At 69.5% G+C, this 23,906-nt stretch carries 25 protein-coding genes, 1 tRNA gene and 1 pseudogene; 12 read left to right on the top strand and 15 right to left on the bottom strand.

Going from position 1 to position 23,906, the window contains the following annotated elements:
• Positions 1-17: 17 nt before the first annotated feature.
• Positions 18-1,568 (bottom strand): Glu/Leu/Phe/Val dehydrogenase, encoded by a 1,551-nt coding sequence (locus K8612_RS08930; protein ID WP_306799631.1) that lies wholly within the window; start codon positions 1,566-1,568, stop codon positions 18-20.
• Between the two features lie 297 nt (positions 1,569-1,865).
• On the opposite strand from K8612_RS08930, the gene K8612_RS08925 reads away from it, so the two are divergent.
• The 4 genes and pseudogenes from K8612_RS08925 (at position 1,866) to K8612_RS08910 (ending at position 3,910) form a co-directional block, all read left to right on the top strand.
• A tRNA-Thr gene (locus K8612_RS08925) sits at positions 1,866-1,941 on the top strand.
• 208 nt (positions 1,942-2,149) lie between these two features.
• Positions 2,150-2,899 (top strand): annotated as a pseudogene (locus K8612_RS08920) (AHH domain-containing protein); the annotation flags it as partial.
• A 1-nt stretch (position 2,900) separates the two neighbouring features.
• Positions 2,901-3,485 carry an imm11 family protein gene (locus K8612_RS08915; RefSeq protein WP_223742121.1) on the top strand — a complete coding sequence of 195 codons (585 nt, stop codon included), beginning with the start codon at positions 2,901-2,903 and terminating at the stop codon, positions 3,483-3,485.
• A gap of 44 nt (positions 3,486-3,529) precedes the next feature.
• Entirely contained in the window at positions 3,530-3,910 is a 381-nt protein-coding gene (locus K8612_RS08910) for a DUF2019 domain-containing protein (protein ID WP_223761978.1), read from the top strand.
• On the opposite strand, the gene K8612_RS08905 is transcribed toward K8612_RS08910, so the two are convergent.
• The 3 genes from K8612_RS08905 to K8612_RS08895 are packed head-to-tail and all read right to left on the bottom strand — an operon-like array spanning position 3,840 to position 5,720.
• The gene (locus tag K8612_RS08905; protein ID WP_223742122.1) at positions 3,840-4,667 is read right to left on the bottom strand and encodes a sulfite exporter TauE/SafE family protein; all 828 of its coding nucleotides are present in this window, start codon (positions 4,665-4,667) and stop codon (positions 3,840-3,842) included. The two genes, K8612_RS08910 and K8612_RS08905, sit on opposite strands and share 71 nt — an antisense overlap.
• A 29-nt stretch (positions 4,668-4,696) precedes the next feature.
• Positions 4,697-5,017, bottom strand: a complete 321-nt coding sequence (locus K8612_RS08900) for a rhodanese-like domain-containing protein (RefSeq protein WP_223742123.1) — start codon at positions 5,015-5,017, stop codon at positions 4,697-4,699.
• A 1-nt stretch (position 5,018) separates the two neighbouring features.
• Entirely contained in the window at positions 5,019-5,720 is a 702-nt protein-coding gene (locus K8612_RS08895; protein WP_223761977.1) for an MBL fold metallo-hydrolase, read from the bottom strand.
• Between the two features lie 191 nt (positions 5,721-5,911).
• On the opposite strand from K8612_RS08895, the gene K8612_RS08890 reads away from it, so the two are divergent.
• The 7 genes from K8612_RS08890 to K8612_RS08860 all read left to right on the top strand — a co-directional run bounded on the left by K8612_RS08890 (position 5,912) and on the right by K8612_RS08860 (position 11,736).
• On the top strand, positions 5,912-6,337 hold the full coding sequence (locus K8612_RS08890) for a YeeE/YedE family protein (protein WP_223761976.1): 426 nt from the start codon (positions 5,912-5,914) through the stop codon (positions 6,335-6,337).
• 13 nt (positions 6,338-6,350) lie between these two features.
• Positions 6,351-6,815: a DUF6691 family protein gene (locus tag K8612_RS08885; protein WP_223761975.1), complete on the top strand. Its 465-nt coding sequence runs from the start codon at positions 6,351-6,353 to the stop codon at positions 6,813-6,815.
• A 63-nt stretch (positions 6,816-6,878) separates the two neighbouring features.
• On the top strand, positions 6,879-8,147 hold the full coding sequence (locus tag K8612_RS08880; protein WP_306799630.1) for an FAD/NAD(P)-binding oxidoreductase: 1,269 nt from the start codon (positions 6,879-6,881) through the stop codon (positions 8,145-8,147).
• Positions 8,148-8,298: 151 nt separating this feature from the next.
• Complete coding sequence (locus K8612_RS08875; RefSeq protein ID WP_223742127.1) at positions 8,299-9,114, top strand: sigma-70 family RNA polymerase sigma factor; 816 nt, start codon at positions 8,299-8,301, stop codon at positions 9,112-9,114.
• Between the two features lie 210 nt (positions 9,115-9,324).
• Positions 9,325-10,098: a ferredoxin--NADP reductase gene (locus K8612_RS08870; protein WP_223742128.1), complete on the top strand. Its 774-nt coding sequence runs from the start codon at positions 9,325-9,327 to the stop codon at positions 10,096-10,098.
• Between the two features lie 143 nt (positions 10,099-10,241).
• Positions 10,242-10,487, top strand: coding sequence for a hypothetical protein (locus K8612_RS08865; RefSeq protein WP_223761973.1), 246 nt, complete (start codon positions 10,242-10,244; stop codon positions 10,485-10,487).
• Positions 10,488-10,644: 157 nt separating this feature from the next.
• Positions 10,645-11,736 carry an erythromycin esterase family protein gene (locus K8612_RS08860; RefSeq protein WP_223761972.1) on the top strand — a complete coding sequence of 364 codons (1,092 nt, stop codon included), beginning with the start codon at positions 10,645-10,647 and terminating at the stop codon, positions 11,734-11,736.
• Positions 11,737-11,746: 10 nt separating this feature from the next.
• On the opposite strand, the gene K8612_RS08855 is transcribed toward K8612_RS08860, so the two are convergent.
• Positions 11,747-12,895, bottom strand: coding sequence for a hypothetical protein (locus K8612_RS08855; RefSeq protein ID WP_223761971.1), 1,149 nt, complete (start codon positions 12,893-12,895; stop codon positions 11,747-11,749).
• Between the two features lie 121 nt (positions 12,896-13,016).
• Positions 13,017-14,240, bottom strand: a complete 1,224-nt coding sequence (locus tag K8612_RS08850) for a DUF418 domain-containing protein (protein WP_223761970.1) — start codon at positions 14,238-14,240, stop codon at positions 13,017-13,019.
• A 202-nt stretch (positions 14,241-14,442) separates the two neighbouring features.
• Here K8612_RS08850 and K8612_RS39200 point away from each other — a divergent pair, with 202 nt between their 5' ends.
• Positions 14,443-15,633: a GNAT family N-acetyltransferase gene (locus tag K8612_RS39200; RefSeq protein WP_223761969.1), complete on the top strand. Its 1,191-nt coding sequence runs from the start codon at positions 14,443-14,445 to the stop codon at positions 15,631-15,633.
• Here the strand turns inward: K8612_RS39200 and K8612_RS08840 are convergent.
• From K8612_RS08840 to K8612_RS08800, 9 genes are all read right to left on the bottom strand, one after another.
• Positions 15,576-16,988, bottom strand: coding sequence for an acyltransferase (locus K8612_RS08840; protein ID WP_223761968.1), 1,413 nt, complete (start codon positions 16,986-16,988; stop codon positions 15,576-15,578). The two genes, K8612_RS39200 and K8612_RS08840, sit on opposite strands and share 58 nt — an antisense overlap.
• A gap of 29 nt (positions 16,989-17,017) precedes the next feature.
• Positions 17,018-17,653: an FMN-binding negative transcriptional regulator gene (locus K8612_RS08835; protein WP_223761967.1), complete on the bottom strand. Its 636-nt coding sequence runs from the start codon at positions 17,651-17,653 to the stop codon at positions 17,018-17,020.
• Between the two features lie 23 nt (positions 17,654-17,676).
• Positions 17,677-18,816 (bottom strand): GNAT family N-acetyltransferase, encoded by a 1,140-nt coding sequence (locus K8612_RS08830; protein ID WP_223761966.1) that lies wholly within the window; start codon positions 18,814-18,816, stop codon positions 17,677-17,679.
• Complete coding sequence (locus K8612_RS08825) at positions 18,794-19,678, bottom strand: aspartyl/asparaginyl beta-hydroxylase domain-containing protein (protein WP_223761965.1); 885 nt, start codon at positions 19,676-19,678, stop codon at positions 18,794-18,796. Before K8612_RS08825 ends, K8612_RS08830 begins: the two co-directional genes overlap by 23 nt.
• Before the next feature lie 13 nt (positions 19,679-19,691).
• Positions 19,692-20,768 (bottom strand): DUF3419 family protein, encoded by a 1,077-nt coding sequence (locus K8612_RS08820; protein WP_223761964.1) that lies wholly within the window; start codon positions 20,766-20,768, stop codon positions 19,692-19,694.
• Between the two features lie 10 nt (positions 20,769-20,778).
• The gene (locus K8612_RS08815) at positions 20,779-21,501 is read right to left on the bottom strand and encodes an iron-containing redox enzyme family protein (protein ID WP_223742139.1); all 723 of its coding nucleotides are present in this window, start codon (positions 21,499-21,501) and stop codon (positions 20,779-20,781) included.
• Positions 21,498-22,232 carry a GNAT family N-acetyltransferase gene (locus K8612_RS08810; RefSeq protein ID WP_223761963.1) on the bottom strand — a complete coding sequence of 245 codons (735 nt, stop codon included), beginning with the start codon at positions 22,230-22,232 and terminating at the stop codon, positions 21,498-21,500. Before K8612_RS08810 ends, K8612_RS08815 begins: the two co-directional genes overlap by 4 nt.
• A gap of 244 nt (positions 22,233-22,476) precedes the next feature.
• On the bottom strand, positions 22,477-23,274 hold the full coding sequence (locus K8612_RS08805; protein WP_223761962.1) for a DUF3014 domain-containing protein: 798 nt from the start codon (positions 23,272-23,274) through the stop codon (positions 22,477-22,479).
• A gap of 35 nt (positions 23,275-23,309) precedes the next feature.
• Positions 23,310-23,834: an OmpA family protein gene (locus K8612_RS08800; RefSeq protein ID WP_223742142.1), complete on the bottom strand. Its 525-nt coding sequence runs from the start codon at positions 23,832-23,834 to the stop codon at positions 23,310-23,312.
• Between the last annotated feature and the right edge of the window lie 72 nt (positions 23,835-23,906).

Here is a 23,906-nt window from a genome sequence, read left to right as displayed (position 1 = left end):
GGAACCGGTGACGCCGGTTACTGCGAGAAGCCCTCGAGGAGGTAGTGGGCCTCGATGCGCTTGAGCGCGAGGATCATCGCGGCGCAGCGGCTGTCCACCGTCTTCCCGATGCAGTACGGGCGGCTGTCGTGCATCTCCGTCTTGCGCGGCTGGTTGCGCGAGATGTCCCGGATGATGCGGTAGTTGCGCTTCATGGCGCGCTCGAGGCGCTGATCGACCTCGGCCTCGCTCCAGCGCTCCATGCGCTTGTTCTGGATCCACTCGTAGTAGGACACCGTCACGCCGCCGGCGTTGGCGATGATGTCCGGGATGAGCTCGATGCCGCGCTTCTGCAGGACGCGGTCGGCCTCCGGGGTGGTGGGGCCGTTGGCGCCCTCCGCGATGAGCTTGACCTTGAGGCGCTCCGCGACGTCCGCGGTGATCTCACCGCCCAGGGCGGCGGGGACGAGGATGTCCGCCTGCACGTCCCAGAGGTCCTTCTTCTCGATGCGCTGGGCGCCGGGGAAGCCCACGACAGAGCGCTTGAGGTTCTTGGGGTCCGCCACGTAGGCGGCCAGCGCGTTCACGTCGATGCCGTCGCCGTTGAAGATGGAGCCGTCGGCGTCGTTCACCGCGAGCAGGCGCGCGCCCATGTTCCCCAGGATGATGGCGGCGTGGCTGCCCACGTTGCCGAAGCCCTGGATGACGAAGGTCTTGCCCTTCACGCTCTCGCCGCGGTCGGCGTAGTAGTCCTCGATGCAGAACGCGACGCCCTGGCCGGTGGCCTTGCCGCGGCCTTCCGACCCGCCGATGCGCACGTCCTTGCCGGTGACGATGCCGCGCAGGTTGTGGCGCTCGCGCTCACCGTCGGAGAACTGGCGGTACAGGAGCGCCATGATCTCCGGGTTGGTGCCCACGTCCGGCGCCGGGATGTCGATGTTCGGCCCGATGAGGCTCTTGAGCCGGTACATGAAGCGCAGGGTGATGGCCTCGATCTCCTCGCGGCCGTACTCGCGGGGATCCAACTGGATGCCGCCCTTGCCGCCGCCGAAGGGGACCTCCGCGATGGCGGTCTTCCAGGTCATCTCCGCGGCGAGCGCCTTGAAGAGGTCCAGGGACACCTCGCGGTGGTAGCGCAGGCCGCCCTTGTAGGGGCCACGGGCCTGGTTGTGCTGGACGCGGTAGGCCTTGAAGCGCTGCGACTCACCGGGGACCAACTGGTACACCAGCCCGTCCGGCAGGCGCAGGTGGCCGTGGCGGATGGCGACGTCGGAGCCCAGCAGGGCGCGGCCGTTCAGGATGATGTTGCCGTTGGCCAGGCGCTCCAGGCCTTCGGGGTTGCGCACCTGCGTGACGGACAGGTCGGCGAAGGACTTCGCCGCGTCCTGGGACAGCGGCACGAGCCGGTCCTTGAGCTTCGCGGTGACGTAGAAGATGTGCTCGTAGTCGGGCTCTTCGAGCTCCAGACGCACCCGCTTGTCCAGGCCGATGAGATCCGCCGCGAAGTGGAAGATCTCCATCGCCTCCGTGTAGATGGTGCGCTTGGGCGTAGGGGCCGGGGCGCGCATGAAAGTCTCTTCGCTGGCCATGATGGAACGTGCTCCTTGAGGGCCCACCCGGATGGGGGCCACTGGGGAAAGCGGCGCCCTTATGAGCACAGGCGCCACGGGGATTCAACCAGTCTGGCGCCAGGCCATTTCTCCAAATTAGGGAGAAAAGTCGCGGGCTTAGCCGACGCGGTGTGTCACCCCAACAGATGCGCTGTGTCATGAATGTCAGGGCTTCTGGGGGATAGAAGCGGGCGTGGAGGAGGGCGCTTGAAAGGGCGCGGAAAAACTCCTTGCCGGGTCTGGATGCGGATGGTACTTACGCGCCGCCTTCGGTGCGCCGACATAGCTCAGTTGGTAGAGCAACTGATTCGTAATCAGTAGGTCTCCGGTTCAAATCCGGATGTCGGCTCCAAGAAGAAAAAGGCCGGTTGCCCTCGTGGCAGCCGGCCTTTTTCGTTTTCCGCGCTCCGGAGTTCCGCATGCGGCTGCCATGGCTGGTGCTGGTGCTGGTGCTGGTGCTGGTGCTGTTCTGGTTCTGGGCAGCGACGTCCACGCTGGGTTTCTCCTCCGAGGAGGCGGAGCGGGTCCTTGCGAGACTCGCGACGCCACCCCTGAGCCAGGTGGGGCTCAGCGCGGCAATGCTGCTGGCCTACCTCGGAGTGGTGCCGGTCTGGGAGATGGGCCGGGGCTTCGTGCGGCTGTGGGACGACGCTGAGAGGGCAACGAGCGTCATCGAGCTGCGGGACATCGGTCACCGTTTCGGAAAGGTGTTGGGTACAAACGGCACGCGTGTCCTGGTGCTGCTCGTCACGGCGGCCCTGGGCGGGAAGAACGCGATGGCGGCCCAGGGGCCCCGGCTCCCGGGCTTCCCCCAGGCTGTGTTCAGAGGACAAGCCGAGGCGGGATTCCAGCTCGGGACGGCGCTGAATGGTGGGGTGTCGTCCATCTCGATGCCCGCGGCTGGAGTGCTGAACGTGACGCTGGCTCCGGGAGCAACCGCTGCCGTCGCGATGTACTCGAGCGGTATTCAGGGCGACTCGGAGGGCCCGGTTCATCACATCTGTACGAACAAGAACCTGGTTTCGGCTTCCACAGGCGGCCCTTGGACGCCGCTGTGTGAGCGCATCTTCAAGAAGGCGGGGATGAGCCTTGATGATGCCGCGAACAAGGTGCGGCTCAACGGGCACGAGGGGCCTCATCCCGAGTTGTATCACAAGAAGGTCTTGAGTCGGCTACAGGATGCCGTCGGCCGCTGCCGGACAATTGAGGCTTGTCAGGCCAATCTGAAGGAAGAGCTAGCAAGAATTTCCGCCGAGCTGACGACGCACGGTTCTCCGCTACGACGTCTTGTTGTGAAGGGGGGAGATTGAGGTGGAGCGTCAATTTTATTGGGTTGAGATGGGCGCTGTGCCCCAGTGGCTCATTGATACGCCGACACGAGGCTCTGGCGAGGCCTTTGATGAGCCGTGGATGTTTGCGGATGGTCGTGTCCTGACAGACCCCGGTCCTCTCAAGACCCAAATCTCACATCCAGGCGTCAAGCGGGTGTTTGTCTTCTCCGTGATCGAGAAAGCCCCCATCGTCAGCGAAGCCATTGCTAACGTCTTCAGGACACTGGCTCCAGATGACGTCCAGCTTTTCCCGGTGACGCTAGAGGGAGAGCCCGAACGATACTTCGTCGTCAACGCAACCAAGGTGGTTGATGCCATGGACGAAGCGCAGTGCGAGGAAGTGCAGCACTACCGCGAAGGCACCTTCCCTGAGTTCGCAGGTCAGTACCGTTGGATCTACGGGCTGCGAATCGACCCCGCGAAGACCGAAGGCGCCCATGTCTTCCGGTTGAAGAAGTTCAAGACGGCGTTCATTGTCTCGGAGAAGGTCAAGAACGCCCTCGAAGCAGTCGGGAACCTGGGTGTTTCGTTCGAGCGTGTGACCGGACCGCACGAGCCTCACTGACGGTTGAGGCTGAGTGCCGAGGTGGCGATTCGAGCGATGATGTCGTGTCGCCCCTCGGCCTCCAGCAGCACGTCGGTCAGGGCTTCACGGAGCCGGGCCACCTCTTCTCGAGCGCGGTCGCCCTCCAAGCGTTCAAGGAGCTTCGTGCCCAGGGTGATGCAGGGCGTGAGGCGCTGGTGAGCCTGTTCACGTATCAGCGGGCCGATGTCAGGGTCGCGGCTGCTTCATTCTTGCTTCGCTATCGGACCGCTGAAGCCAAGGCTGTTCTGGCGGAGGTGGCGCAGCGGAAGGGATTCTTCACCTTCGAGGCAGGGCAGGCGCTGAAAACACTGGGAAGTGGGCGCCTGGAGCCGCTCAGCGTGCTTGCGGTGCGACCTGGGCCGCGTGCGCGTTCCCCGGGCTCGTCAGCGCTTCCCGGTTCTTGAAGAAGATGAAGACGCCCATCACGACGAGGAAGACGGAGAAGGCCCGCTTGAGCGCCGCTTGCGAGACGTAGTGCGACGCCCAGGTGCCCAGGAGGATCCCGGCCACGGCGATGGCCGTGAAGATTCCCAGGTAGAGCCAGGGCACCTCCACGTGGCCCAGGTAGCCGGCGAAACCCACGAAGGAGTTGAGGGCGATGACGAGCAGGCTCGTTCCCACCGCCTGCTTCATGGGCAGCCCCACCAGCAACACCAGCGCGGGGACGATGAGGAAGCCGCCGCCCACTCCCACCAGTCCCGTGAGCCCTCCCACTCCAAGGGCGGCCCCCGCCATCAGGGGGAAGGACGCCTTGCGGGGCTCCGGGATGGGCGCGGTCTGGTGGCGCGCCGCGAGGGCCGCCTCCTTGCGGCCGTTGCGGAACATGAAGAAGGCGGCCACCAGCATCACCGTGGCGAAGAGCAGCAACTGAAACGTCCCCGAGACGAAGGCGGACAGCCGCGCGCCCGCGTAGGTGCCCGCCATGGCCACCGCGCCGAAGACGAGCGCCGACCGGAGCTGGACGTTGCCCCGGCGCCAGTGGCTCGCCGCGCCGAAGAGGCTGGTGACGCCCACCACGGCCAGCCCCATGGCGATGGACTCCTTGGCCCCGAAGCCCAGGACGTACACCAGGATGGGGACGGTGATGATGGAGCCGCCGCCGCCGAGCAGGCCGAGCGACAGGCCGATGAGGGCCGCGAGAGAGAAGCCGAGGATGGGCATGGGATCCGTTTCCAGCGCGGTGCGCGCTTTCAGCCCTGGGGCGCGAGCGTCTCGCGCACTGCGAGCATTCCGCCCGCCAGGTTGTAGAGGTGTTGGAAGCCGCCGCGGGCCAGCGCCTGCGCCGCCTTCGCGGAGCGGTTGCCCGAACGGCAGATGAGCAGCAGCGGTTGTTCACGCGGCCACGACGCGGACGCCGCCTCCAGCGTGCCCAGCGGGACGAGCTCCGCTCCGGGCAGGTGGCCCAGCGGGCCGGTGTACTCATCCGGCTCGCGCACGTCGATGCGGCGCACCTCCGGGCCGAGCGTGTCCAACCGTGAAGGGGGGAGGTCCTGGTAGGGGAGGGCGGTCATGTCAGGCTCCCTGCGGTGCGGGCGCCGTGTGGCCACAGGCGCGGTTGGCGGGGACGGCGATGTCGATCTTCTTGGGCTTGGGCAGGTGGAGGTTCTCCATGATGTGGATGAACTCCTCCCGGCTCTTGCCGGCCACGCGCGGATTGTGCCGCTTCTCCTCCCCGATGCTCGTCGCCATGTGCCCGTGGTAGTCGTGCGCGGGATAGACGAGCGTGTCGTCCGGCAGGCTGAAGAGGACGCGCGTGAGGCTGTCGTAGAGCTGGCTCGCGTTTCCATTCTGGAAGTCGGTGCGGCCGTTGCCGCGGACGAGCAGCGCGTCCCCGGTGAAGACGCGGTCCCCCAGCAGATAGCTGAGGCTGTCGTCCGTGTGGCCCGGGGTGGCGAGCACCTTGAAGACGAGCTGCCCGACGCGCACCTCGTCCCCGTGCCGTGCCTGGACGTTGGCGCAGGCCGCGCCTCCCACACCCCCCACCACCGTGGCCTGCGTGCGCTCGCGCAGCACGCCGGACGCGGTGACGTGGTCCGCGTGCACGTGGGTGTCGAAGACGTGGGTGAGGGTAAGCCCCAGCTCGCCCACCAGCTTCAGGTCCCGGTCGACCTGCTCGAGCACCGGGTCGATGAGGACGGCCTGGCGGGTTGCTTCGTCGCCGAGGAGATAGGTGTACGTCGAGGACTCTGGGTCGAAAAGCTGGCGGAAAATCATGTCGTCGCCTCCTGTCCATGAGAGCCGGGGGACGGGAAAAAGGATTCAGGCCTTCCCCGTTCAGGATGCGGCGCGCGGAGGCCGGGCGGGGCGGCCGGGCGCGCGGGGGCGTGCCCCCTCGCTTTGAGCGGACCTCCCCCGGCAGGATCCCGGGCTGAATCCTCTTCACCGGCCCCTGGCTCTCACGGGACATGACTTCCTCCATCCCCCTTCCTCTCCTCGGCGGGGCGCTCATCGGGTTGAGCGCCTCCCTCCTCCTGCTGGCCAACGGCCGGGTGGCTGGCATCAGCGGCGTGGTGGGCTCGCTGCTGGCCCCCGTGCGCGGCGACATCGCCTGGCGCGTGCTCTTCCTCGCCGGCCTGCTCACCGGCGGCCTGCTGCTGGTGGTGGTGCGCCCCGGCTCGTTCCCGGCCCCCGCGTCCCTGGGCACGGGCGGTGCCCTGCTGCTGGGGGTGGCCGGACTGTTGGTCGGGTTCGGCTCGCGGCTGGGCAACGGCTGCACCAGCGGGCACGGCGTCTGCGGCGTCAGCCGCGGCTCGGCCCGCTCCATCGCGGCCACGCTCACCTTCATGGCCACCGGCATCCTCACCGTCTTCCTGGTCCGTCACGTCCTCTAAAGAAAGCCCTCCCATGCGTCCCAACCTCAGTGCATTCCTCAGCGGCCTCCTCTTCGCCCTTGGCCTGGGCCTCGGCGGCATGACGGATCCGGCCAACGTCCTCGGCTTCCTCGACATCGCGGGCGCCTGGGACTTCCGGCTCGCGTTCGTGATGGGCGGCGCCGTCGCCGTGCACGCGGCGCTGCGGCCCCTCATCCACAAGCGCGAGCGGCCCCTGTTCGCCGCGAAGTTCCCCACCTTCTCCGTCAGCAAGCTGGACCGGAAGCTGCTCGTGGGTTCGGCCCTCTTCGGCGTGGGCTGGGGGCTGGGCGGCTACTGCCCCGGTCCGGCGCTCACCTCGCTGGCCAGCGGCGCCTCGGGGGTGCTCGTCTTCGTGCCCGCCATGTTCGCCGGCATGTACCTGGCCCAGGTGCTGCAAACGCGGCGCGGTGCGACCGCGGGGAGGAGTCCGGGCCTGGGCGCGACGCCCACTCCGTAGCGCCGGGGGTGAATCCTTTTCGTCCTGCCCTGGCTCATACCTTGCGGACCCCTTGCATGGAGAATGAACGTGTCCCATCCCCAGGAGCAGCTCCAGGGCCAGCCGCCCTCCGCCACGCCCGCTCGCGCGTCCGAGCGGCACCGGGTGCTCATCATCGGCGGAGGCACGGCGGGGCTCACCGTCGCCGCGCGGCTGAAGCGCAAGGGCGTGCAGGGCGTCGCGATCATCGAGCCCTCGGCCCACCACTACTACCAGCCGCTGTGGACGCTGGTGGGCGGCGGCGCCGCGGACATCGCGAGCACCGTGCGGCCGGAGGCCGACTACATCCCGAAGGGGACGCAGTGGATCCAGGACCGTGCGGAGGAGGTGGATCCGGTGCGGCAGGAGGTGCGCACGCGGGGCGGGCTGTGTCTGTCCTATGACTTCCTGGTGGTCGCCCCGGGCATCCAACTGGACTGGGACAAGGTGAAGGGCCTGCGCGAGGCGCTGGAGACGCCCTTCGTTTCCAGCAACTACGACTTCAAGCTCGCGCCGAAGACGTGGGAGATGGTGCGTGCGTTCCAGGGCGGGACGGCGCTGTTCACGCACCCGGCCACGCCGGTGAAGTGCGCGGGGGCGCCGCAGAAGATCATGTACCTGGTGGCGGACCACCTGCGCCGCAGCGGGCTCGCCGGGAAGTCGCGCGTCGTGTTCGGCTCGGGGGGCAAGGCCATCTTCGGGGTGAAGCCGTTCGCGGACGTGCTCGAGGGCGTGGTGAAGCGCTACGACATCGAGACGCACTTCTGCCACAACCTGGTCGAGGTGCGCCCCGACCAGCGGGAGGCGGTCTTCGCGGTGAAGCGGGAGGGCGGCGAGGAGCGGGTGACGCTGGGCTACGACATGCTGCACGTCACGCCGCCGCAGAGCGCGCCCGACTTCATCAAGGCGAGCCCGCTCGCCCACAAGGACGGCCCGAACGCGGGGTGGCTCAAGGCCGACAAGCACACGCTCCAGCACCCGGACCATCCGAACGTCTTCGCCATCGGTGACGCGAGCGACCTGCCCACGTCCCGCACGGGGGCGGCCATCCGGGCGGAGGCGCCGGTGCTGGTGGAGAACCTGCTCGCGGTGATGGCGGGGAAGCCCCTCACCGCCCGGTACGACGGCTACGCCTCCTGCCCCCTGGTGACCGGCTACGGGAAGATGCTGCTCGCCGAGTTCGACTACGACGGCAAGCCCGCGCCGAGCATCCCGTTCATCAACACCTTCGTGGAGCGCCGCGACATGTGGCTGCTCAAGAAGTACGGGTTGCCGCGCCTGTACTGGGATTTCATGCTCCGCGGGCGCGCGTAGCGGCCGGCACCGGACCGAGAAGCCCGTCTCTCCGGCGCTGGCCACGGGCCGCTGCTATGTCTTCCCAGGAAGACGTCTGGGAAGGCATCCTGGCGACCGGGCGCTCCTCCGGCATGGAGGCGGCGCTGAGCCAGCAGGAGGTGACGGGCGGATGTCGACGCGAACCGATGTGCAGTTGCTGGAGGCCGCGCGCGCTGGTGACGACAAGGCGCTGGACGAGCTCCTCGTCCGCCACGAGAAGCAGGTGTACCGCTTCGGCCTGCGCATGTGCGGCTCGGAGGAGGACGCGAAGGAGGTGCTCCAGGAGACGCTGTTCGCGGCCTTCCGGGGCATGCACGCGTTCCGGGGCGACGCGGAGCTCTCCACCTGGCTGTACCAGGTGGCCCGCACGCACTGCCTCCGCCTGCGCCGCCGGCGCGTCGGGGCGCCCGAGGACTTCCAGCCGCTCGACTCGCCCGCCGCGACCCACGTCGCCGCGGAGGAGGCGACGCCGGACATGGTCTCCCATGCGCGGCAGATGGGGGAGGTGCTCCAGGCGGCCATCGTCGCGCTGCCGGAGGCGTACCGGGAGGCCCTCATCCTCCGGGACGTGGAGGGGCTGTCGGCCGAGGAGGCCGCCCAGGTGGTGGGCATCGAGGTGCGGGCGCTCAAGAGCCGGCTGCACCGCGCGCGGGTCCAAATGCGCGAGCACCTCTCCACCCTCCTGGGGGAGGGCGCCCAGGGGCAGGCGCAGGGGTGTCCGGAGCTGGCGCAGGAGCTGACGGAGTTCGCCGCGCAGGAGGTGGACCAGGCCACGTGCGTGCGCCTGGAGGACCACCTGTCGCGCTGCCCGCGCTGCACCGGGGCGTGCGACTCGCTCAAGCGCACGGTGTCCCTGTGCCGCCGCATCCCCGGTGACGCGGTGCCCGCGCCCGTGCGCGCGGCGGTGCGCCAGGCGCTGTCACGGGCGGTGCCCGCCCAGGCCTGACCGCCCGGCGGCCTGGGGTGTCCTGGGGGCGGGGGAGGGCAGCTCCGGCCGGCGGAGCTGCTGGAGACCTGAACCCGCCGATAAGCGCAAGGCTGCCCGCCGGGCTTCTTCCTCTGGTAGGGAGGGGGGAATCTGTCGCACAACATGGCCCGTTAACTGGCGCGTTCGGCCGTTCCTGGACGCCGCCGGCCCTCTTCTGGAGCAACAACCGTGAGCAGTCTCATGAAGGAGTCCGTGCTGCGCGTGCACCACTGGACTGACACCCTCTTCAGCTTCGTCACCACGCGGGACCCGGGGTTCCGCTTCGCCAGCGGCCAGTTCACGATGATCGGCCTGGAGGTCGAGGCCCGCCCGCTGCTGCGCGCGTACAGCATGGTGAGCGCCCACTATGACGACCACCTCGAGTTCCTGAGCATCAAGGTGCCCGGCGGGCCGCTGACCTCGCGGCTGCAGCACCTGAAAGAGGGCGACAGCATCCTCGTCAGCAAGAAGGCGACCGGCACGCTCGTGCTCAAGCACCTGCTGCCCGGCAAGAACCTCTACATGCTGAGCACCGGCACGGGCCTGGCCCCCTTCCTCAGCCTGGTGAAGGACCCGGAGACGTACGAGCAGTTCGACCGCGTCATCCTCACGCACACCTGCCGCCGCGCCGAGGAGCTGGCCTACCACGACCTGTTCCTCCACGAGCTGCCCCACAACGAGTTCTTCGGGGAGCTGGTGAAGCAGAAGCTCACGTACTACCCGAGCGTCACGCGCGAGGACTTCCGCAACACGGGCCGCATCACCGACCTCATCCAGAGCGAGAAGCTGTTCAAGGACGTGGGTCTGCCGCCGCTGAACCCGGAGGTCGACCGCGTGATGCTCTGTGGCAGCCCCGGCATGCTCTCGGACCTCACGACCATGCTGGAGGAGCGCGGCTTCCGGGAGGGCACCCCCGGAGAGGCCGGGCACTACGTCACCGAGAAGGCCTTCGCGGAGCGCTGAGCCGCCGGGAGAGGGCTTCACGGCGACGTGAAGCTCTACACCCAGGCTTCAATCCCATTGCGACTTGATGTTTTGGTGAATTGCAATGGATTGCATGCCTTCGATATGCAGGCAGGCGCGGTACTCACCGAGAGGAGCTCCCGATGCCGATGCGTGTCGTGAAGAGTGCTTTCGTCGTGATGGGCCTGTCCCTGGCGTTGGCCTGTGGTGGAGCGGAGACGGAGGACGGCTCCGCCGATGTCCAGGCGCCCGCGGCGGAGGCGGTCTCGGATGACGTCTCCGTCCAGAACAAGCCGGGCTGCGGCGCCTGGAAGCAGCCGTGTTGCGAGTTGAAGTATTGCAACTCCGGCTACGAGTGCGATCCCTCGACCCTGAAGTGTCTGCTCTGAAGCCACTCCGGTGGATGGCCAGCGGAGGGAAGGGTCGCGAATGAGATACCTGCTGCTCCTGCTTCCTTTGCTTGCGAGCTGTGCCTCGGCCCCCAGGGGCGAGGCCCCGCGGGTCTCCGACGCCGACCGGATCGTCCGGGAGCTTTGCGACAAGCGGATGGCGCTGCTGGGGGAGGAGTCCCACCATGGCCACTCCCGGACCACGGCCTTCAAGGTGGCGCTGACGCGCCGGCTGGTGGAGGAGTGCCAGTACGACGCCTTCTTCATCGAGACCGGCACCTATGACTTCCTCCACCTCCAGGCGCTGCTGGAGGCGGGCCAGCCCGTCAGCGACGACATGCTCGCGACAGCCATTGGCGGGATGTGGGCCAGCGAGGAGATGGCGCCCCTGATTCCCTTCCTGGCCGGGCGGCTCCGCGCGGGGACCCTGATGGTGGGTGGGACCGACGATCAGCTCAACCGGGGCACCTGGGCGACGAAGGCGCTGGTGGGTGAGCTCATCCCGTTGTTCAACGACCCGAGGCAGGCGGAGTGCGGAGGGGAGCTCGAGCGGTACCTGGCCTGGCGGTATGACGAAGCCCACCCGTACACGGCGGAGACCGCGAAGGTCCTCCTGGGCTGCGCGCAGGGGGTGGAGTCTGCGCTCTCCAGGCCCGGAGCGCCCGCGACGCCGGTGCAGTTGCAGATGGCCCGCAACCTGGTGCGGAACTTCACCCGCGCGGCCGCCGCGCAGGTCCGGGCGCAGGCGCAGCCCAACGGGCTCCTCGACTGGAACGAGCACAACGCGCGTGAACGCTCCCTGTTCATGAACCTGGAGTGGCTGCTGTCCCAGTCGCCGCGGCCCCGGAAGGCCATCGTCTGGACCGCCACCCTTCACGCCGCGAAGGACATGAGGGGCCTGGACACGGACGACCGGCAGCGGATTCCGTTCGGGTCCTATGTGCGGGAGCGGTTCGGGGAGCAGGCCTTCGTGCTGGGGGTCTCCGCGAGCTCCGGCAGCTACTCCACCGGCGCCAGCCCCCTCACGCATGTCCTCGCGCCCGCGACGCCCGATTCGCTGGAGGGCCAGGCGTTCCTGGACCACGCTGGGGACACCCGGTACCTGGATGGGCGCCAGCTCCGTGAGCTCGGGCCCCGGGTGGCCCGTCCCCTGAACTACACCGTGTGGATGAAGGCCTCCTGGGAGACGGTCCTGGATGGGCTGCTGATCATCCGGGAGGAGGCCCCTCCGCGCCCGCTGCCCCGCTGACGGGGCGGCGTCAGTGCAGGCTCTTGCCCAGCTCCAGCAGCACCTCGAGGAAGCGCCGGTCGGCGACGAGCAGGGGCACCATGGGCGCCATGGCCGCGGCGACGACGGCCACCGCCGCCCGGAGGTCCACCGGGAACCAGCGCATGCGGCGCGCGGCGTTGAAGGACGTGCCCAGGTCCGTGAGCGAGGAGAAGTCCTCCGCGCTCAGCGGGTCCAGCCCCTCCGGCATCTTCTGGTGGAACCACCGCTGCTCGAAGCGCTGCGAGTGCCAGGCCGCCACGGCCGAGTAGTCATGGTCCCCCCTTCGCTTCGCCCTCAGCAGCACACGGAAGAAGGACAGCAGCGGGGCGAAGACCACGACCAGGCAGAGGAGCGCGAAGGCGAACAGGTGAAGGGCGTAGTCGGAGATGTCATTGGTGGGGGCGTGCGACAGGCGGTGCGTGGTGAGCGTGGCGGCCAACGCGAGGACGATGAGGGAGAAGCTGGCCTGGACCGTCCCGAGGAAGCCCAGGCCGCCCGCCGCATCCGGATGGGTGGGCACCAGGGCGAGCGGCAGCCGGGAGACCTTGAACAAGAACCTCGCCCACAGGACTCCCCGCCACAGCCAACGAAAGAGCAGGAACCGGAGGAGCGGCATGCTCACCGCGAGGTACCACCAGCCGGCCAGGGTGAGCGGGCCCTGGGGCTGGGCATGGAGCCAGGCGGGACGGCTCGTCAGGCGGGGCACGTCCAGGAAGGACACGGCGATGGAGACGGCCAGCAGCCCGGCCTCGATGACGACGCTCCGCCGCAGCCGCACCACGTTGTTGGCGATCCGCTCGAAGGTGGGCAGGTCCTTCGGCTCGACCAGCTCCGCGACGACGAACTGGCGCACGGCCGCCGAGAGGCGCTCGTCGATATAGGGCTCCGACGCGACGAGCAGCGGCAGGGACACCAGGAAGGCGACCTGCGTCGCCACGTCGCGCAGGAAGGCGCGTGTCTGCTCGGGCCCTCCATCCCAGAGAGACAAGGCGAGGAGCGGGAGCCAGCTCACCAGCGTCAGGACGAGGATGCGCACGGACCGCGATGCCCGGTGGGGACGGGCGCGGCGGCGGCTCCTCCGACCCGGCAGGGTGCCCTGGACCAGCGAGAAGTCGAGCAGTGAGGCGGGGACGTCCATGGCCGCATCAAAGCTGTGCCGTGGGAGTGGCTCCCGCCAGTCCGCGAAACAACCAGGCTGTGGTGCGAAGGCCTGTCACCCGCCGCGCTGCCACGGGCGTGCGACCGTTCATCCGTTGGCATCAGCGCAGGGGCTGAAGCCTGCCGTAGGTGAGTGAGCGCCACAGCCACTCCGCGGGGCCGAAGCGGAAGTGTTTCAACCATGCGTGGCTCAGCAGCACCTGCACGCCGAAGACGCCCAGCGCGATGGCGACACACTGTGACGGCGGCAGGCGGCCGATGAGCCCCAGGCCCCAGCCGTTGTAGAGGCACAGGCTCAGCACCGTCTGCATCAGGTAGTTCGTCAGCGCCATGCGGCCCACGGGAGCGAGCACCGTCAGCACCCGGCGCCAGCGCTCGCGCTGGAAGAGGAGCGTGAAGCCCGCGAGGTACGCGGCGCCCAGCAGCACATAGCCCAGCTCCTGGAGCGCCATCAGGAGGAACAGGCCGGCGTGGTTCGCGGGATCGAGCCCCTGGGCTCTCCACTGGAACGCCAGCAGGCCTCCGGCGTTGAGCAGGCCTCCCAGGCCCAGGCCCCACCACGCCATCCGGCGGAGCAGGGGACGGTGGCGCTCCACGTCCTGCAACAACCGGTGACGCCCTGCCAGAAGCCCCAGCAAGAAGCGCCCGAGGATGAGCGCGAGCCAGAGGGGCACCCGGGTGGTGCTGAACCACGTCTCCCAGACGTAGCGGGCGTTTCCCGCCTGCGCCGTCCAGAACGAGTCGCTGGAGAGCGCCGCGAGCAGCTCCGCCCGCAGCGCCGTCTCGTGGGCCTTCGCGACCTCCGCCCCGGCCCCCGGTCCCCAGAGCTGGAGCGCGAGCACGAGGAAGGGCATCACCCCCAGCGACAGCCCGGCCCAGCACCCCAGCGTCCGGTCCGACCTCCCGGCGAAGAACAGCAGCAGGACTCCCGCCAGCGCGTACAGGTGGAGGATGTCTCCCATCCAGAGCCCCAGCAGGTGCACCGCACCGAAGCACAGCAGCACCCCCATCCGCCGCAGGTGGACGGGGACGTGCGAGGCGCCTCGGGCCTCCGCTCGCGACAACTGGAGGGAAAAGCCCAGCCCGAAGAGGAAGCCGAAGAGGTTGAGGAACTTGTGCGCCACGAAGAAGAGGAAGAGGGCGCCTGTCACCAACTCCGGGAGCGGCGAACCCAGGGCCTGGAGTTGCTCGGGCGGGAGCAGGTTGCGGCCCCCGAACCAGAGAAAGGCGTTGGAGACGAAGACGCCACACAGCGCGAAGCCGCGCAGGGCATCCACCAGGGCGACGCGCTCCCGGGACGAGACGGGCTGGGATGAATGAGACATGGGGGACGCCCATCCTGCGGGGCGCCCCTGACATGCGCGCGATATCACGGTTGGTTTTCGTGACAGCCCTTTCGCAACCCGCCGGAGCCTTCCCGCGCCACGGGGCGCCAGGGCACTGTTCCGCCTCCAATGTCCGCGGAGGAATGACATGCGCGGTAGCAGTGCCGAGAGGCTTTCATCCGTGGAGCATGGCTCTGACGGTGTGACGGTCCGAGAGGCCGGTGAGTCGTTCTGGCAGGACGGCGGCGGGCGTGATTGGGATTGCTGGGTGCCGGACGGCCACTTCAATCTCAGCCAGCGCTTCCTGAAGTGCGCCCAGCACATCCAGATAGAAGGCTTCCATCAGGTGCCCATCCTCTTGCAGGACGGGCGCGGGCAGCCGGTGGGCGTCGCCGCCACCTATCGCAACACCATCGACGGGGCGGACCTGGGCAATCCACGGCTCCAGCAGGCCGTCCACCTGGTGCGAGGCGCCGCCCCCCGCTTCCTGAAGTACGGCGTCATCGAAGTGGGCAACCCCGCCGGGGTGGGGTTCCCGGTGCGCTCCTCCCTGACGAGCGCCGAGGCCATCACGACCGTGGCGCGCTGGGCGCAAGCGGAGGCGGAGCGTCAACGCGCGTCGCTGGTCGTCATCCGGGACATCGAGACGGCCGCCGCGCCCGGCGCCGTGGAGGTGCTCCGCCAGGGGGGCTTCGTGCCCTCGCCGCTCCCCGCTGCGTTCGTCGTGCCGGTGCCGTTCGCCTCGTTCAATGACTACAAGGCCCACATGCGCGCCCGCTACCGCGCGCGGCTGGCGGGGTGCATGAAGGAGACGGCTTCGCTTCGCGTGGAGGTCCTGGAGCAGTTCGCGTCACTGGCTCCGGAGCTGACGACGCTGTGGCGGACCCTCTACGACCGCGCCACCCAGTACCGGCGGCTGGTGCTCACCGAAGGCTTCTTCGCCTCCACCAGCGACCTGCCCGAGGCGAAGGTGATGTTGCTCCGCCGGCCCGATGACAGCATCGCCGGGTTCGGCCTGCTGTTCCTCGACGGTCCCATGCTCCGCTTCTCCTGCACCGGCTTCTCCCGCGAGGCTGCCCTGGAGGAGGGCGTGTACTTCCGTCTGCTGTACGAGGTCGTCCGCTACGCCATCGAGCACGGCTGCAAGGCGGTCAACATGGGGATGACCACGGCGGGCCCGAAGATGAGCGTTGGCGCGCAGCCCGTCCACGTGCAGGCGTGGATCTGGCACCGCTCCGCCCTCCAGCGTCAGGGATTGGGCTGGCTCACCCAGAACCTGATGAAGCCGCCGCCTCCCGTGGAGCGGAATGTCTTCCGCGAGGACGTCCCCCTGTTTCAGGACCCGGCGCTGGCGGAGCTGCCGGTGTCCAGGCGGATGGCCTCCTGCACGTGAGGCCATTCCCGCAGGTGCCGCGCGAGCGTCCGGAAGTGCTCGCGCCGCACGGCCACCCGCACCACCTGCTTCATCCGGCCGTCCTCCATCCGGGGCAGGACCGTGCTGTGGAAGGCCGGTAGCAGCAGCCACGTGTTGAGCTGGGAGCTTCGCAGCAGCGTGACGAAGGCCGCGCCGTCGAAGCTCACGCGCGCCAGCTCCTGGCTGGTCCAGTTGGAGGAATAGACGCGGTCCCGTCCGAGCAGCCAGTGGTGATACACGCTGCCCTGGCTCGTATGGCGCCGCCAGTAGTCCGCCCAGTGCAGGTCATCCCGCAACTGCGTCTGGCCATAGGCGGACACCACGGCGCGGTTGCGCATGGCCAGCTCGGTGACGCTCGAACTCCACAGGTCCGCGCGGCGCAGCACCGCGGAGGCGTTGCCCAGGCAGTTGGCCACGGACCCGGGCGGGGCGCCCAGCAGCTCGCGGACGTCGATGGGGAAGTACAGGCCCACGTCCGGGGGCGCTCGCGGGTCGCGGTTGCACTCGCCGAAGAACTTCAGCAGCGTCGCGTTGACCACGTCGTTGGTGGACACCTTCGTGCCGGCGGTCAGCGCCTGGGCCTTGATGGCGTCGACGCCGTCCTCGTCCAGGAAGAGGCAGACGGGCACGGCATCCGTCACGGCCTGCTTCAGGTAGCGCGCGATGCCCAGCGCGGCCTTCGCGCGTGAGATGTGGACGATGCCGTGCCGCCCCTCCCGCGAAGGCTGGCCACGGGCCGCTTCTCCCGGCGCTTCCAACTGTCGCCAGATGTCCCTCCGGTCGAACACGGGGGGCGCGCCGGGGTCGCGGCCCGGGTGGCTGTAGGCCTCCGAGATTGCCCGGAGGAAGTCGTAGATGCCGTGCAGGTCCGTCAGCGCGTGGTTCCAGCACAGGCCGACCACGGAGGCGTCGCGGTAGTGCGTGAGCTTCAGGTGCAGCAGGGGGCGGCGCCCGTCGTGGACCGGGGGCTTCCCGGGGACCAGCCTGGAGACGAAGTCCCCCGTGTAGAGCAGGCGCCGGTCCCGCGTGGGGAAGGGCGCGTCCACGTCGTCGAGGTCCAGGCCCACGGCGCTCATGCCCTCGCGGGTGCCGGGCCGGGGCGGGTGGTGGCAGAGGACGAGCACCGCGTCCTCCTGCTGCCTCAGCGTGCCGTGGAAGAACGGATAGCGGATGAGCGTCTGGCGCAGGGCCTGGGTGAAGCGCTCGGTGTCGATCCTCCCGCCGAAGACCGCCGCGAAGCTCACGAACATGTCCTTCAGCGCGACGTCCACGGCGCTCAGCGCCCACGTCCGCTTCAGCGGTTCGGAAGGGGTGAGGATGCGCTGCCTGGCCATGTGCGGGGCCTCCGGAGAGAGGGACTGCGTCAGGGTCTTCCGCGCGCGCGGGCGCGCTCGCGCATCAACTCGAGCAGGGCCAGCGCGTCGCCGCCCTGGCCCGCGAGGGCTTCCATCATCCCCGCCTGGTCCTCCGCGGAGCGGTTCTGGCCCAGCTTGAACTTGCCCTGGAGTTCTTCGATGGGCAGCTCGAAGCCGACGATCTGCTCCAGCATCCGCGCGCGGAGCTCGTCGGGCAGGTACGCCTCATGGCTGGGGGCTCCAATCGCGGGCTCGTACTCCGCGAGCGTCACGTCGATGAGCTTCGACAGCTCCGCCGGCGTGTCGATGAGCCGTGGCCGCCCGAGCGCGTGCACCACCGCGTAGTTCCAGGTCGGCACCGCGGGCCGGACCTTGTACCAGGTGGGTGAGATGTAGGCGTGCGGGCCGTGGAAGACGCAGAGGACCGGCTGCTCGCCGTTGAAGTCCTTCCAGTGCGGGTTGGCGCGCGCCAGGTGCCCCATCAGCGTGCCCTTGTCGCCCTGTCCCGGCACCAGCAGCAGGGGCACGTGCGAGACGTTGTGCCCCGCGCCCTGCGAGATGACGGTCGCGAAGCTGTGCTGCTTCATGAACGCGTGCAGCGTGGGGAGGTCGGACTCCTGGAAGGTGCGGGGCGTGTAGAGCATGCGGTCCTCGACGGAAGGCGCGGTCAGATGCTCAGGGCGGTGAAGACCCTGGGGCCGACCGCGTTGTAGATGCGTCGGAGCAGCGACCAGGACAGCCTTGCACGCCACGGCAGGTGAGAGAAGCAGAGCAGCTCGTACTCGGTGAGCTGCGTGGCGCCGCGCTTCTGCTTGAACTGCCCGGAGCCCGAGCTCAGGTTGAGCGGCAGGCCCCGCGCCTCCGCGAGCTGCATCAGGTGGCTCATCCCGGCCCGGTAGAGGCCGTGCTTGCGCGACAGCACCGGGTCGTGGCCCACCACGGAGCCGATCAGCTCATCGCCCGCGACGAAGCAGGTGACGAAGTAGGCGAGCTGGCCGTCCACCTCGATGCCGTAGACCTCCAGCAACCCCTGCTGGAACACCTGCTGGAACCAGGCCTCCGTGAAGAAGGCGTTATGGTCGGAGTACTTGTCGATGTAGAGCGCCCGGTACAGCTCGCGCAGGCGGTCGATGACGCCCGGCTCGCCGGCCGTGAGCCTGCGCAGGTTCGCGCGGTGCTGGTTCAGCAGGTTGCGGTCCTGCCGGAACTCCCGGGGCGGCTTCTTCCCTGGCTCGTGCCGCCACACGTACATCTGCCGGTTGAAGATGGCGTGCAGCCGCGCGTCCGGGCGCTCCCCGGCCACCGCCGCCGCCGTCTCCGCGGTGGCCCGCTTGAACACGAGGGCGTGCTGGGGGAACCGCTCGCGCAGCGCCCGCGTCAGGCGCTCCAACTGCTCCGGCGTGAAGCGGAGCGCCGGCCCCGTGGCCAGCATCCAGTGATTGACGTAGACGACCCGGTCCAGGTCCCTGGGACGGATGACCGCCCGCACGGCCCGGATGAACGCGAGGAGCGCCCGCCGCGTGCGCGGGTCCTTCACGGAGCGCGCGAAGTCCTCCGCGTAGGTGATGTAGTTGATGAACGGCGACGTCAGGTAGCAGTCGCTGTCCGCGCCGTCGTTGACGATGAGCGGCGTCACCTCGCCGTCGACCTCGGCCAGGAGGACGCGGTGGCGGGTGTTCGCGATGAAGGGCTCGGTGCCGCGCTCGACGTAGGGGCCGACGAGCTTCGACGCCAGCGTCGCGCTGGCGCTGCCTGCTTCGTCCGGGGGCGGAGGCCCCGCGCGCTCAATGAGCCTGACCGGAGCCATGGCGCACGTCGAACGAGTACACCGGGGTCGTGCCCACGGTGAGCGTCACCTCCCGCACGGCCTCGCCACGGAACGTGTAGCGCAGGCGCGCCTCCGGCCCCATGCCGAGCAGGTCCACCGTGTCCTCCGACACCGGCACGGCCTTCAACATCGGCTGATCGTTGACGAAGATGCACAGCTCGTTGTCCACCCTGCGCATGCCGCCCCGGGCCTCGGACGTCAGCGGCGCGAGCCCGGTGCCCGGGAGGCTGAAGCCCTGGGGCAGGGTGAAGTCGAAGGCGAAGCGCTCGATGACGCGTGGATCCAGCTCTCCTTCCGTGTCGTCGCTCCCCAGCGCCTGGAGCGACGCAGGGACCTGCTGGGGCGGGAACAGGTGGAGCAGCGCGTCGTCCGCCGTCACGTCCAGCACCAGGTGGATGCGGGCCACGCCGCTCTTGTTCACCCCGTGGTGCGGCAGGGAGAAGTCGCCGTACCAGAACTCCCCCGCGCCCCAGACGCAGCGCTGGCCGCCCACGTAGAACTCCACGTCGGGGTGCGTGACGACGGGGATGTGGAGCCGGACGATGCGCCTGGACAGGAACGCGTCCTGGTGCTCGCGGATGACGCCGCCGGGCTCCAGGCGCAGCAGGCGCGCCAGCCGCAGCTTCAACCCCAGACGGGAGAGCAGGTCGAGCAGGTACGGGGCCTGCTCCAGCACCGGCGACGCGCCCGACGTGGCGGAGTGCAGACAGATGGAGGTCCACCCCTGGTGGCCTTCGCCGGGGTAGCCCGCGGGCTGGGCCTCCACCTGGCGCCGGACGGCGTGATAGGCCGCCTCCAGCGCCTGGGCATCGAACGTCTTCGTCAGCTTCACGGCATGCATGGAACGGCGCTCCTCAAGGACGTCGTTGATAGAAGTGGATCCGCCAGAGCTGGGTGCGCTCCCGCGCGATGGCGTCCGTGTAGCGGCCGGAGACGTCCTCGTAGCCCTGGACCTCCGGCGCCGCGACGCGCAGGTGTCCCCGGGTGACGACCAGGGCGTCCGGCGCCAGGCCGGGCTTCAGCGCCTCCAGGAAGCCGCGCTCGCGCTCCGGTGGGAGGAACGAGGGCACGTCGGAGAGGGACACGAAGTCCACGTCCCGCTGCGCCTGGACGTGCTGGAGGATGTCGCCCTGGACGTATTCGATGTCGGCGGTGCGCGCGGCCCGCTGCGCCGCCAGGAAGACGTCGGCGTCGCACTCGATGGGATAGCCCTCCGGGTAGCGGAGCTCTCCGAAGAAGACCAGTTGGAGGAAGAAGCTGGAGCGCGCGGGCATCGTGCGGAAGAGCCGGTCGAAGAGGTCCCAGTAGATGCGGAACGCGCTCTCCGGGCGGTTCTTCTTCGGGAAGTCCCCCCGGTAGAGCAGCGAGTTCAGCACCGCCGAGTTCCCCATCAACAGGAGCACCAGCCGCCACGCGCCCCGGGGAAAGCCCGCGTCCAGGTACGCGCGCTGCCCCGCGACATCCGGCTGGTCGAACATCTTGCGTCCGCGCTGGCCGGTGAACAGCCCGACGACGCGCGACAGCGTGCGCAGCATCCCCTCGAAGCGGCCCAGGTAGACGATGCGCTCGCCGGCCTCCACCGCCTTCCACACGGGGTCCAGGGCCTTCCTCGCGGACCCGGACAGGGGCAGGGTGGCGAGCAGCTCCAGCCGGCGCTGGGGGGACATGGGCTCGTAGCCCAGCAGGCCCAGGTACTCCGCGTGATTCAGTCGCCGGAGCGCGGCGATGCGCAGCTCGGTGAGCGCGAGCTGCGTGTCGGAGATGTCCACGCACGTCACCTTCCGGGGCGCGCGCGCGAGCAGCGGCACCACGCGCCCTCCGCTGCCGGCCACGGCCACCACGTGCCGGGCGTCCGGGGGAAGGGCGTGCAGCTCGACGCTGGAGTCCTCGTCGCCGAGCGAATAGTTCAGGTGGCGGAAGTAGGCGCCCATGGCGGCTGGCTCACAGCGCCTTGAGGAAGGCGGCCCGGTCACTGCGCCCGTCGGCGAGCCGCGCGTAGGCGTCCGCCACCGCGTCCATCATCTCCCAGGTCAGCCGCAGGCTGGTCTCCATCACCTGCGCCACGTCCTCCCAGTCCTCGGGCGTCCTGCACTTCTTGGCGATCATCTCGTCGACCGCCTGCGAGTGCTCCGCGTCGATGTCCGAGTGCGCGACGAAGAAGGTCATCTGCGCCGGGGTGAGCCCCAGCGTCTTCTGCACCTGGCCCAGGAGCGGCCGGATGTAGTCGTAGCAGCTCTCCGCCCAGAAGCTGTACCCCAGGCGCTGCAAGGGATTGCCCTGGTAGGAGATCCAATACAGGTACCCGATGAGGACCTCGGTCGCCGGCAGGGCGCGAGGGATGGGGAACCCCGGCGGCAGGCCCATGCTGGCCACGTCGTGCAGGGCCATCTGCTCGTGGCCGACCTCCTCCTCGGCGTGGTTGAAGCAGAACTTCTGGTAGTGCCGGTCGTCCTCGCAGCGCACGCCCACCAGCGCCTGGTTGCGGGCGTTGTGCCGGGTGTAGTGGTACGTCTCAATCAGATACAGCGCGTAGAGCGCCTTGGTGACCTCGCCCTGCTGGATGGTGCGGACGAAGCGGGACTGGGCCAACAGCTCGTCCCAGACCTGGGAGCGGCGCTGCTTCAGGGCTTCCAGTCCGGAGGGGGCCTGCGTCGTGTCGGTCATGTCTGTTCCACCTCAACCAAGCGGGTGTAGGCGTCCGGTGAGTCATTCAGCCGGAGGCGGGTGAGTCGTTCGGACATCCGGGTGCTCGCGGCGATGAGCCGTGGCCAGGTGCCCGCCATGAGCGTGTAGGGCTGGGGGCCCCGCATGGGCACGTGGTGCGGCTCCTCGGTGGCCGCGGTCAGGCCGTAGCGCTCGAACACGGTGCGCGCCGCGCGGCGGCACAACCCGACGATGCCGACGTAGCCCTCCGTCATCGCCCAGGTGCAGGCCGCGATGAGCAGGCGCGGCGTGACGGAGGGGCTGCGCGCGTCCGGATCCACGACCAGCCGGCTGAACTCCGCGTAGCCCTGGAAGCGGGGCGCCCCGGCCTCCAGGGTGGGGGCGAGCGCCTGGAACTCGAAGGGGGCGGGGGTGATGCGCAGGCTCCCCAGCAGTTGGCCTTCGCGGCTGGCGTGGAAGTGCGCGCTGCGCTCGTCCAGCTCCAACCGCCAGTCGAGCTGGAGCTGCTCGGGGCTCAGCAGGTAGCTCAGGCGCGCGCGGTACTGGGCGTCGCGGAACTGGCGCACGCGCTCGACCTCGGCGGGGGCCGTCGCGTGGAAGAAGGGGCCTGCCATCACCACGGGCGGCTGGCCGGCGCCGAGCCGGGCCATCCGCGTCTCCAGGACGCCCATCGCCGCAAGACGGGAGGCGAGCTCCTCGTCCCGGGATGCGCCACCACCTGTATCAGCCACGGACTTCCCCCTCTGGCTACGCAATGCTGCCGCTGGCGGCGGGCGCCGGCGCAAAGGCATACGTGTTCATGGAATCAAGAGGTCTTGATCAGGGACGCGGACTGGTCGCGTCCAGCCAGTGAACAGTCGCCTGGAACAGCACGTGGCGTAAAGCGCGCCAGGGGTAGACACGGCGGGGGCCCCGGTGCCCCCCTTGCGAGTAGCGCGCGGGTGTCTTCAAAGCCAGACACCGCACGTCAGAGGGCTACGGCACGCGGGCCTGCTCCGGCGACGGCAGGCCCAGGGCGGCCGCCAGTTCGGTGAGCTTCGCCTGCACCTTGCGCATGTTCTCCGGGCCCATCCGCAGCAGGTGCTTCTCCGCCGCGCCCAGCGCTTCCAGGTCCGGATCCGCGTAGGCGTAGAGCGCGCCCTTCGGCGTGAGCTCCGGAGCCGTCCTGGGCACAGGGACCCGGGTGAGCCGCCCGATGGCCCGGGACAGCGTCGCGTCCAGGCTCCGGCCCGGCGGGGCCAGCTCCGCGTGGGCGGCGTCCAGCAGCGGCTTGAGCTCCTGATACACCTGTCCCGCCCGCTTCGCGTCCAGGGAGGAGATGACGCGGGTCACCCCGTCGTAACGGGTATGGCTTTCCGGCGACGTGACCAGGTGGCCGTGACGCTTTGTCGCGCGGAAGGTCCCGGCGGGCGCCATGAAGGACAGGGGCATGCGCGGGCTCTGGCCTTCCGCGATCAGGTTCGCGGACGCGGCGAAGCGGCGGGCCAGGTCCTCGGAGGCCAGCCAGCGCGCGAAGTCCGCGTCGCTGGACAGCCCCTTCAACAGCTCCCTCACGCGGGCGTCGGTTCCGGAGAGCTGCACCGCCGGGGGCGCGGGCGGCGCCGGAGGCGTGGGCTCGGCGACCGCGGGCGTGGGGACGGGGGGCGGCTCCGGCGTGCGCAGCAGGAAGTAGCCCGAACCTCCCAGGAGCGCCACGGCGGCGGCGATGCCCAGCGGCCAGCGCAGGGAGCGGAGGGGTGACGGCGGGAGGGGGGCGTTTTCGCTGGGGCTCATGTGGTGGGGACTCGGTGGGAGGTGGAGGGAAGGGACTACAGCTCGCCAGCGCGGGCCTGCTCGGCCAGCCGGAAGGAGAACTCCGCCCGGCGGTTCTTCTCCGGGGCGTTCGGATCCGCGGGCCGCTCCTCGCCGTAGGAGATGACGGAGATGCGGCCGGGCTCGACGCCCAGGTTCACCAGGTAGGCGCGGACGCTGGCGGCGCGGCGCTGGCCCAGCGCGAGGTTGTACTCCGTGGTGCCCAGCTCGCAGGTGTGGCCCGCCACCGTCACCTTCGCCATGCTCCGCTGACGCAGGGCCTGGGCGATGCGCGACAGCTCGTCGGTGGCCTCGGACGGGAGGAGGGAGGAGTCGAGCGGGAAGTAGATGGGCGCGGCGTTGAGCGCCGCGAGCGCCTGCTCCGCGTCGTCAGGCGCGGGCCGCGCCGCGTTGCCACGGTCGCTGGCGGAGGGCGCGGGCGGGTGGGCCGCCGCGTCGGTGGTGCGGGTGTTGGCCGCGCGCCTCGCGCAACCCGTGAGGCCAATGACTGACAGCAGGAGGACCAGGTGGGTTCGGTTCATGCCCTGACACATGAGCAAGGGCTGTGCCGTGAAACCTTCCGTCTGGCGTCTCGCGCGGGGTGGCGCGATGAC

Origin of the sequence: Corallococcus sp. AS-1-6, from assembly GCF_020037015.1 — a bacterium.
In the GTDB taxonomy this organism is placed as follows: domain Bacteria; phylum Myxococcota; class Myxococcia; order Myxococcales; family Myxococcaceae; genus Corallococcus.
The sequence above is the reverse complement of the archived record's forward strand: the minus strand, read 5'-3'. Positions and strand labels throughout refer to the sequence as shown.

What these genes read in the sequence shown, in the direction of transcription:
- K8612_RS08890 (WP_223761976.1), top strand. Translation starts at nt 5,912, where the DNA reads ATGACTTCCTCCATCCCCCTTCCTCTCCTCGGCGGGGCGCTCATCGGG.
- K8612_RS08805 (WP_223761962.1), bottom strand. Translation starts at nt 23,274, where the DNA reads ATGAGCCCCAGCGAAAACGCCCCCCTCCCGCCGTCACCCCTCCGCTCC.
- K8612_RS08835 (WP_223761967.1), bottom strand. Translation starts at nt 17,653, where the DNA reads ATGCTCTACACGCCCCGCACCTTCCAGGAGTCCGACCTCCCCACGCTG.
- K8612_RS08815 (WP_223742139.1), bottom strand. Translation starts at nt 21,501, where the DNA reads ATGACCGACACGACGCAGGCCCCCTCCGGACTGGAAGCCCTGAAGCAG.
- K8612_RS08830 (WP_223761966.1), bottom strand. Translation starts at nt 18,816, where the DNA reads ATGGCTCCGGTCAGGCTCATTGAGCGCGCGGGGCCTCCGCCCCCGGAC.
- K8612_RS08880 (WP_306799630.1), top strand. Translation starts at nt 6,879, where the DNA reads ATGAACGTGTCCCATCCCCAGGAGCAGCTCCAGGGCCAGCCGCCCTCC.
- K8612_RS08900 (WP_223742123.1), bottom strand. Translation starts at nt 5,017, where the DNA reads ATGACCGCCCTCCCCTACCAGGACCTCCCCCCTTCACGGTTGGACACG.
- K8612_RS08860 (WP_223761972.1), top strand. Translation starts at nt 10,645, where the DNA reads ATGGCGCTGCTGGGGGAGGAGTCCCACCATGGCCACTCCCGGACCACG.
- K8612_RS08855 (WP_223761971.1), bottom strand. Translation starts at nt 12,895, where the DNA reads ATGGACGTCCCCGCCTCACTGCTCGACTTCTCGCTGGTCCAGGGCACC.
- K8612_RS08895 (WP_223761977.1), bottom strand. Translation starts at nt 5,720, where the DNA reads ATGATTTTCCGCCAGCTTTTCGACCCAGAGTCCTCGACGTACACCTAT.
- K8612_RS08850 (WP_223761970.1), bottom strand. Translation starts at nt 14,240, where the DNA reads ATGTCTCATTCATCCCAGCCCGTCTCGTCCCGGGAGCGCGTCGCCCTG.
- K8612_RS08875 (WP_223742127.1), top strand. Translation starts at nt 8,299, where the DNA reads ATGTCGACGCGAACCGATGTGCAGTTGCTGGAGGCCGCGCGCGCTGGT.
- K8612_RS08800 (WP_223742142.1), bottom strand. Translation starts at nt 23,834, where the DNA reads ATGAACCGAACCCACCTGGTCCTCCTGCTGTCAGTCATTGGCCTCACG.
- K8612_RS08865 (WP_223761973.1), top strand. Translation starts at nt 10,242, where the DNA reads ATGCCGATGCGTGTCGTGAAGAGTGCTTTCGTCGTGATGGGCCTGTCC.
- K8612_RS08930 (WP_306799631.1), bottom strand. Translation starts at nt 1,568, where the DNA reads ATGGCCAGCGAAGAGACTTTCATGCGCGCCCCGGCCCCTACGCCCAAG.
- K8612_RS08820 (WP_223761964.1), bottom strand. Translation starts at nt 20,768, where the DNA reads ATGGGCGCCTACTTCCGCCACCTGAACTATTCGCTCGGCGACGAGGAC.
- K8612_RS08840 (WP_223761968.1), bottom strand. Translation starts at nt 16,988, where the DNA reads ATGGCCAGGCAGCGCATCCTCACCCCTTCCGAACCGCTGAAGCGGACG.
- K8612_RS08885 (WP_223761975.1), top strand. Translation starts at nt 6,351, where the DNA reads ATGCGTCCCAACCTCAGTGCATTCCTCAGCGGCCTCCTCTTCGCCCTT.
- K8612_RS08905 (WP_223742122.1), bottom strand. Translation starts at nt 4,667, where the DNA reads ATGCCCATCCTCGGCTTCTCTCTCGCGGCCCTCATCGGCCTGTCGCTC.
- K8612_RS08825 (WP_223761965.1), bottom strand. Translation starts at nt 19,678, where the DNA reads ATGCATGCCGTGAAGCTGACGAAGACGTTCGATGCCCAGGCGCTGGAG.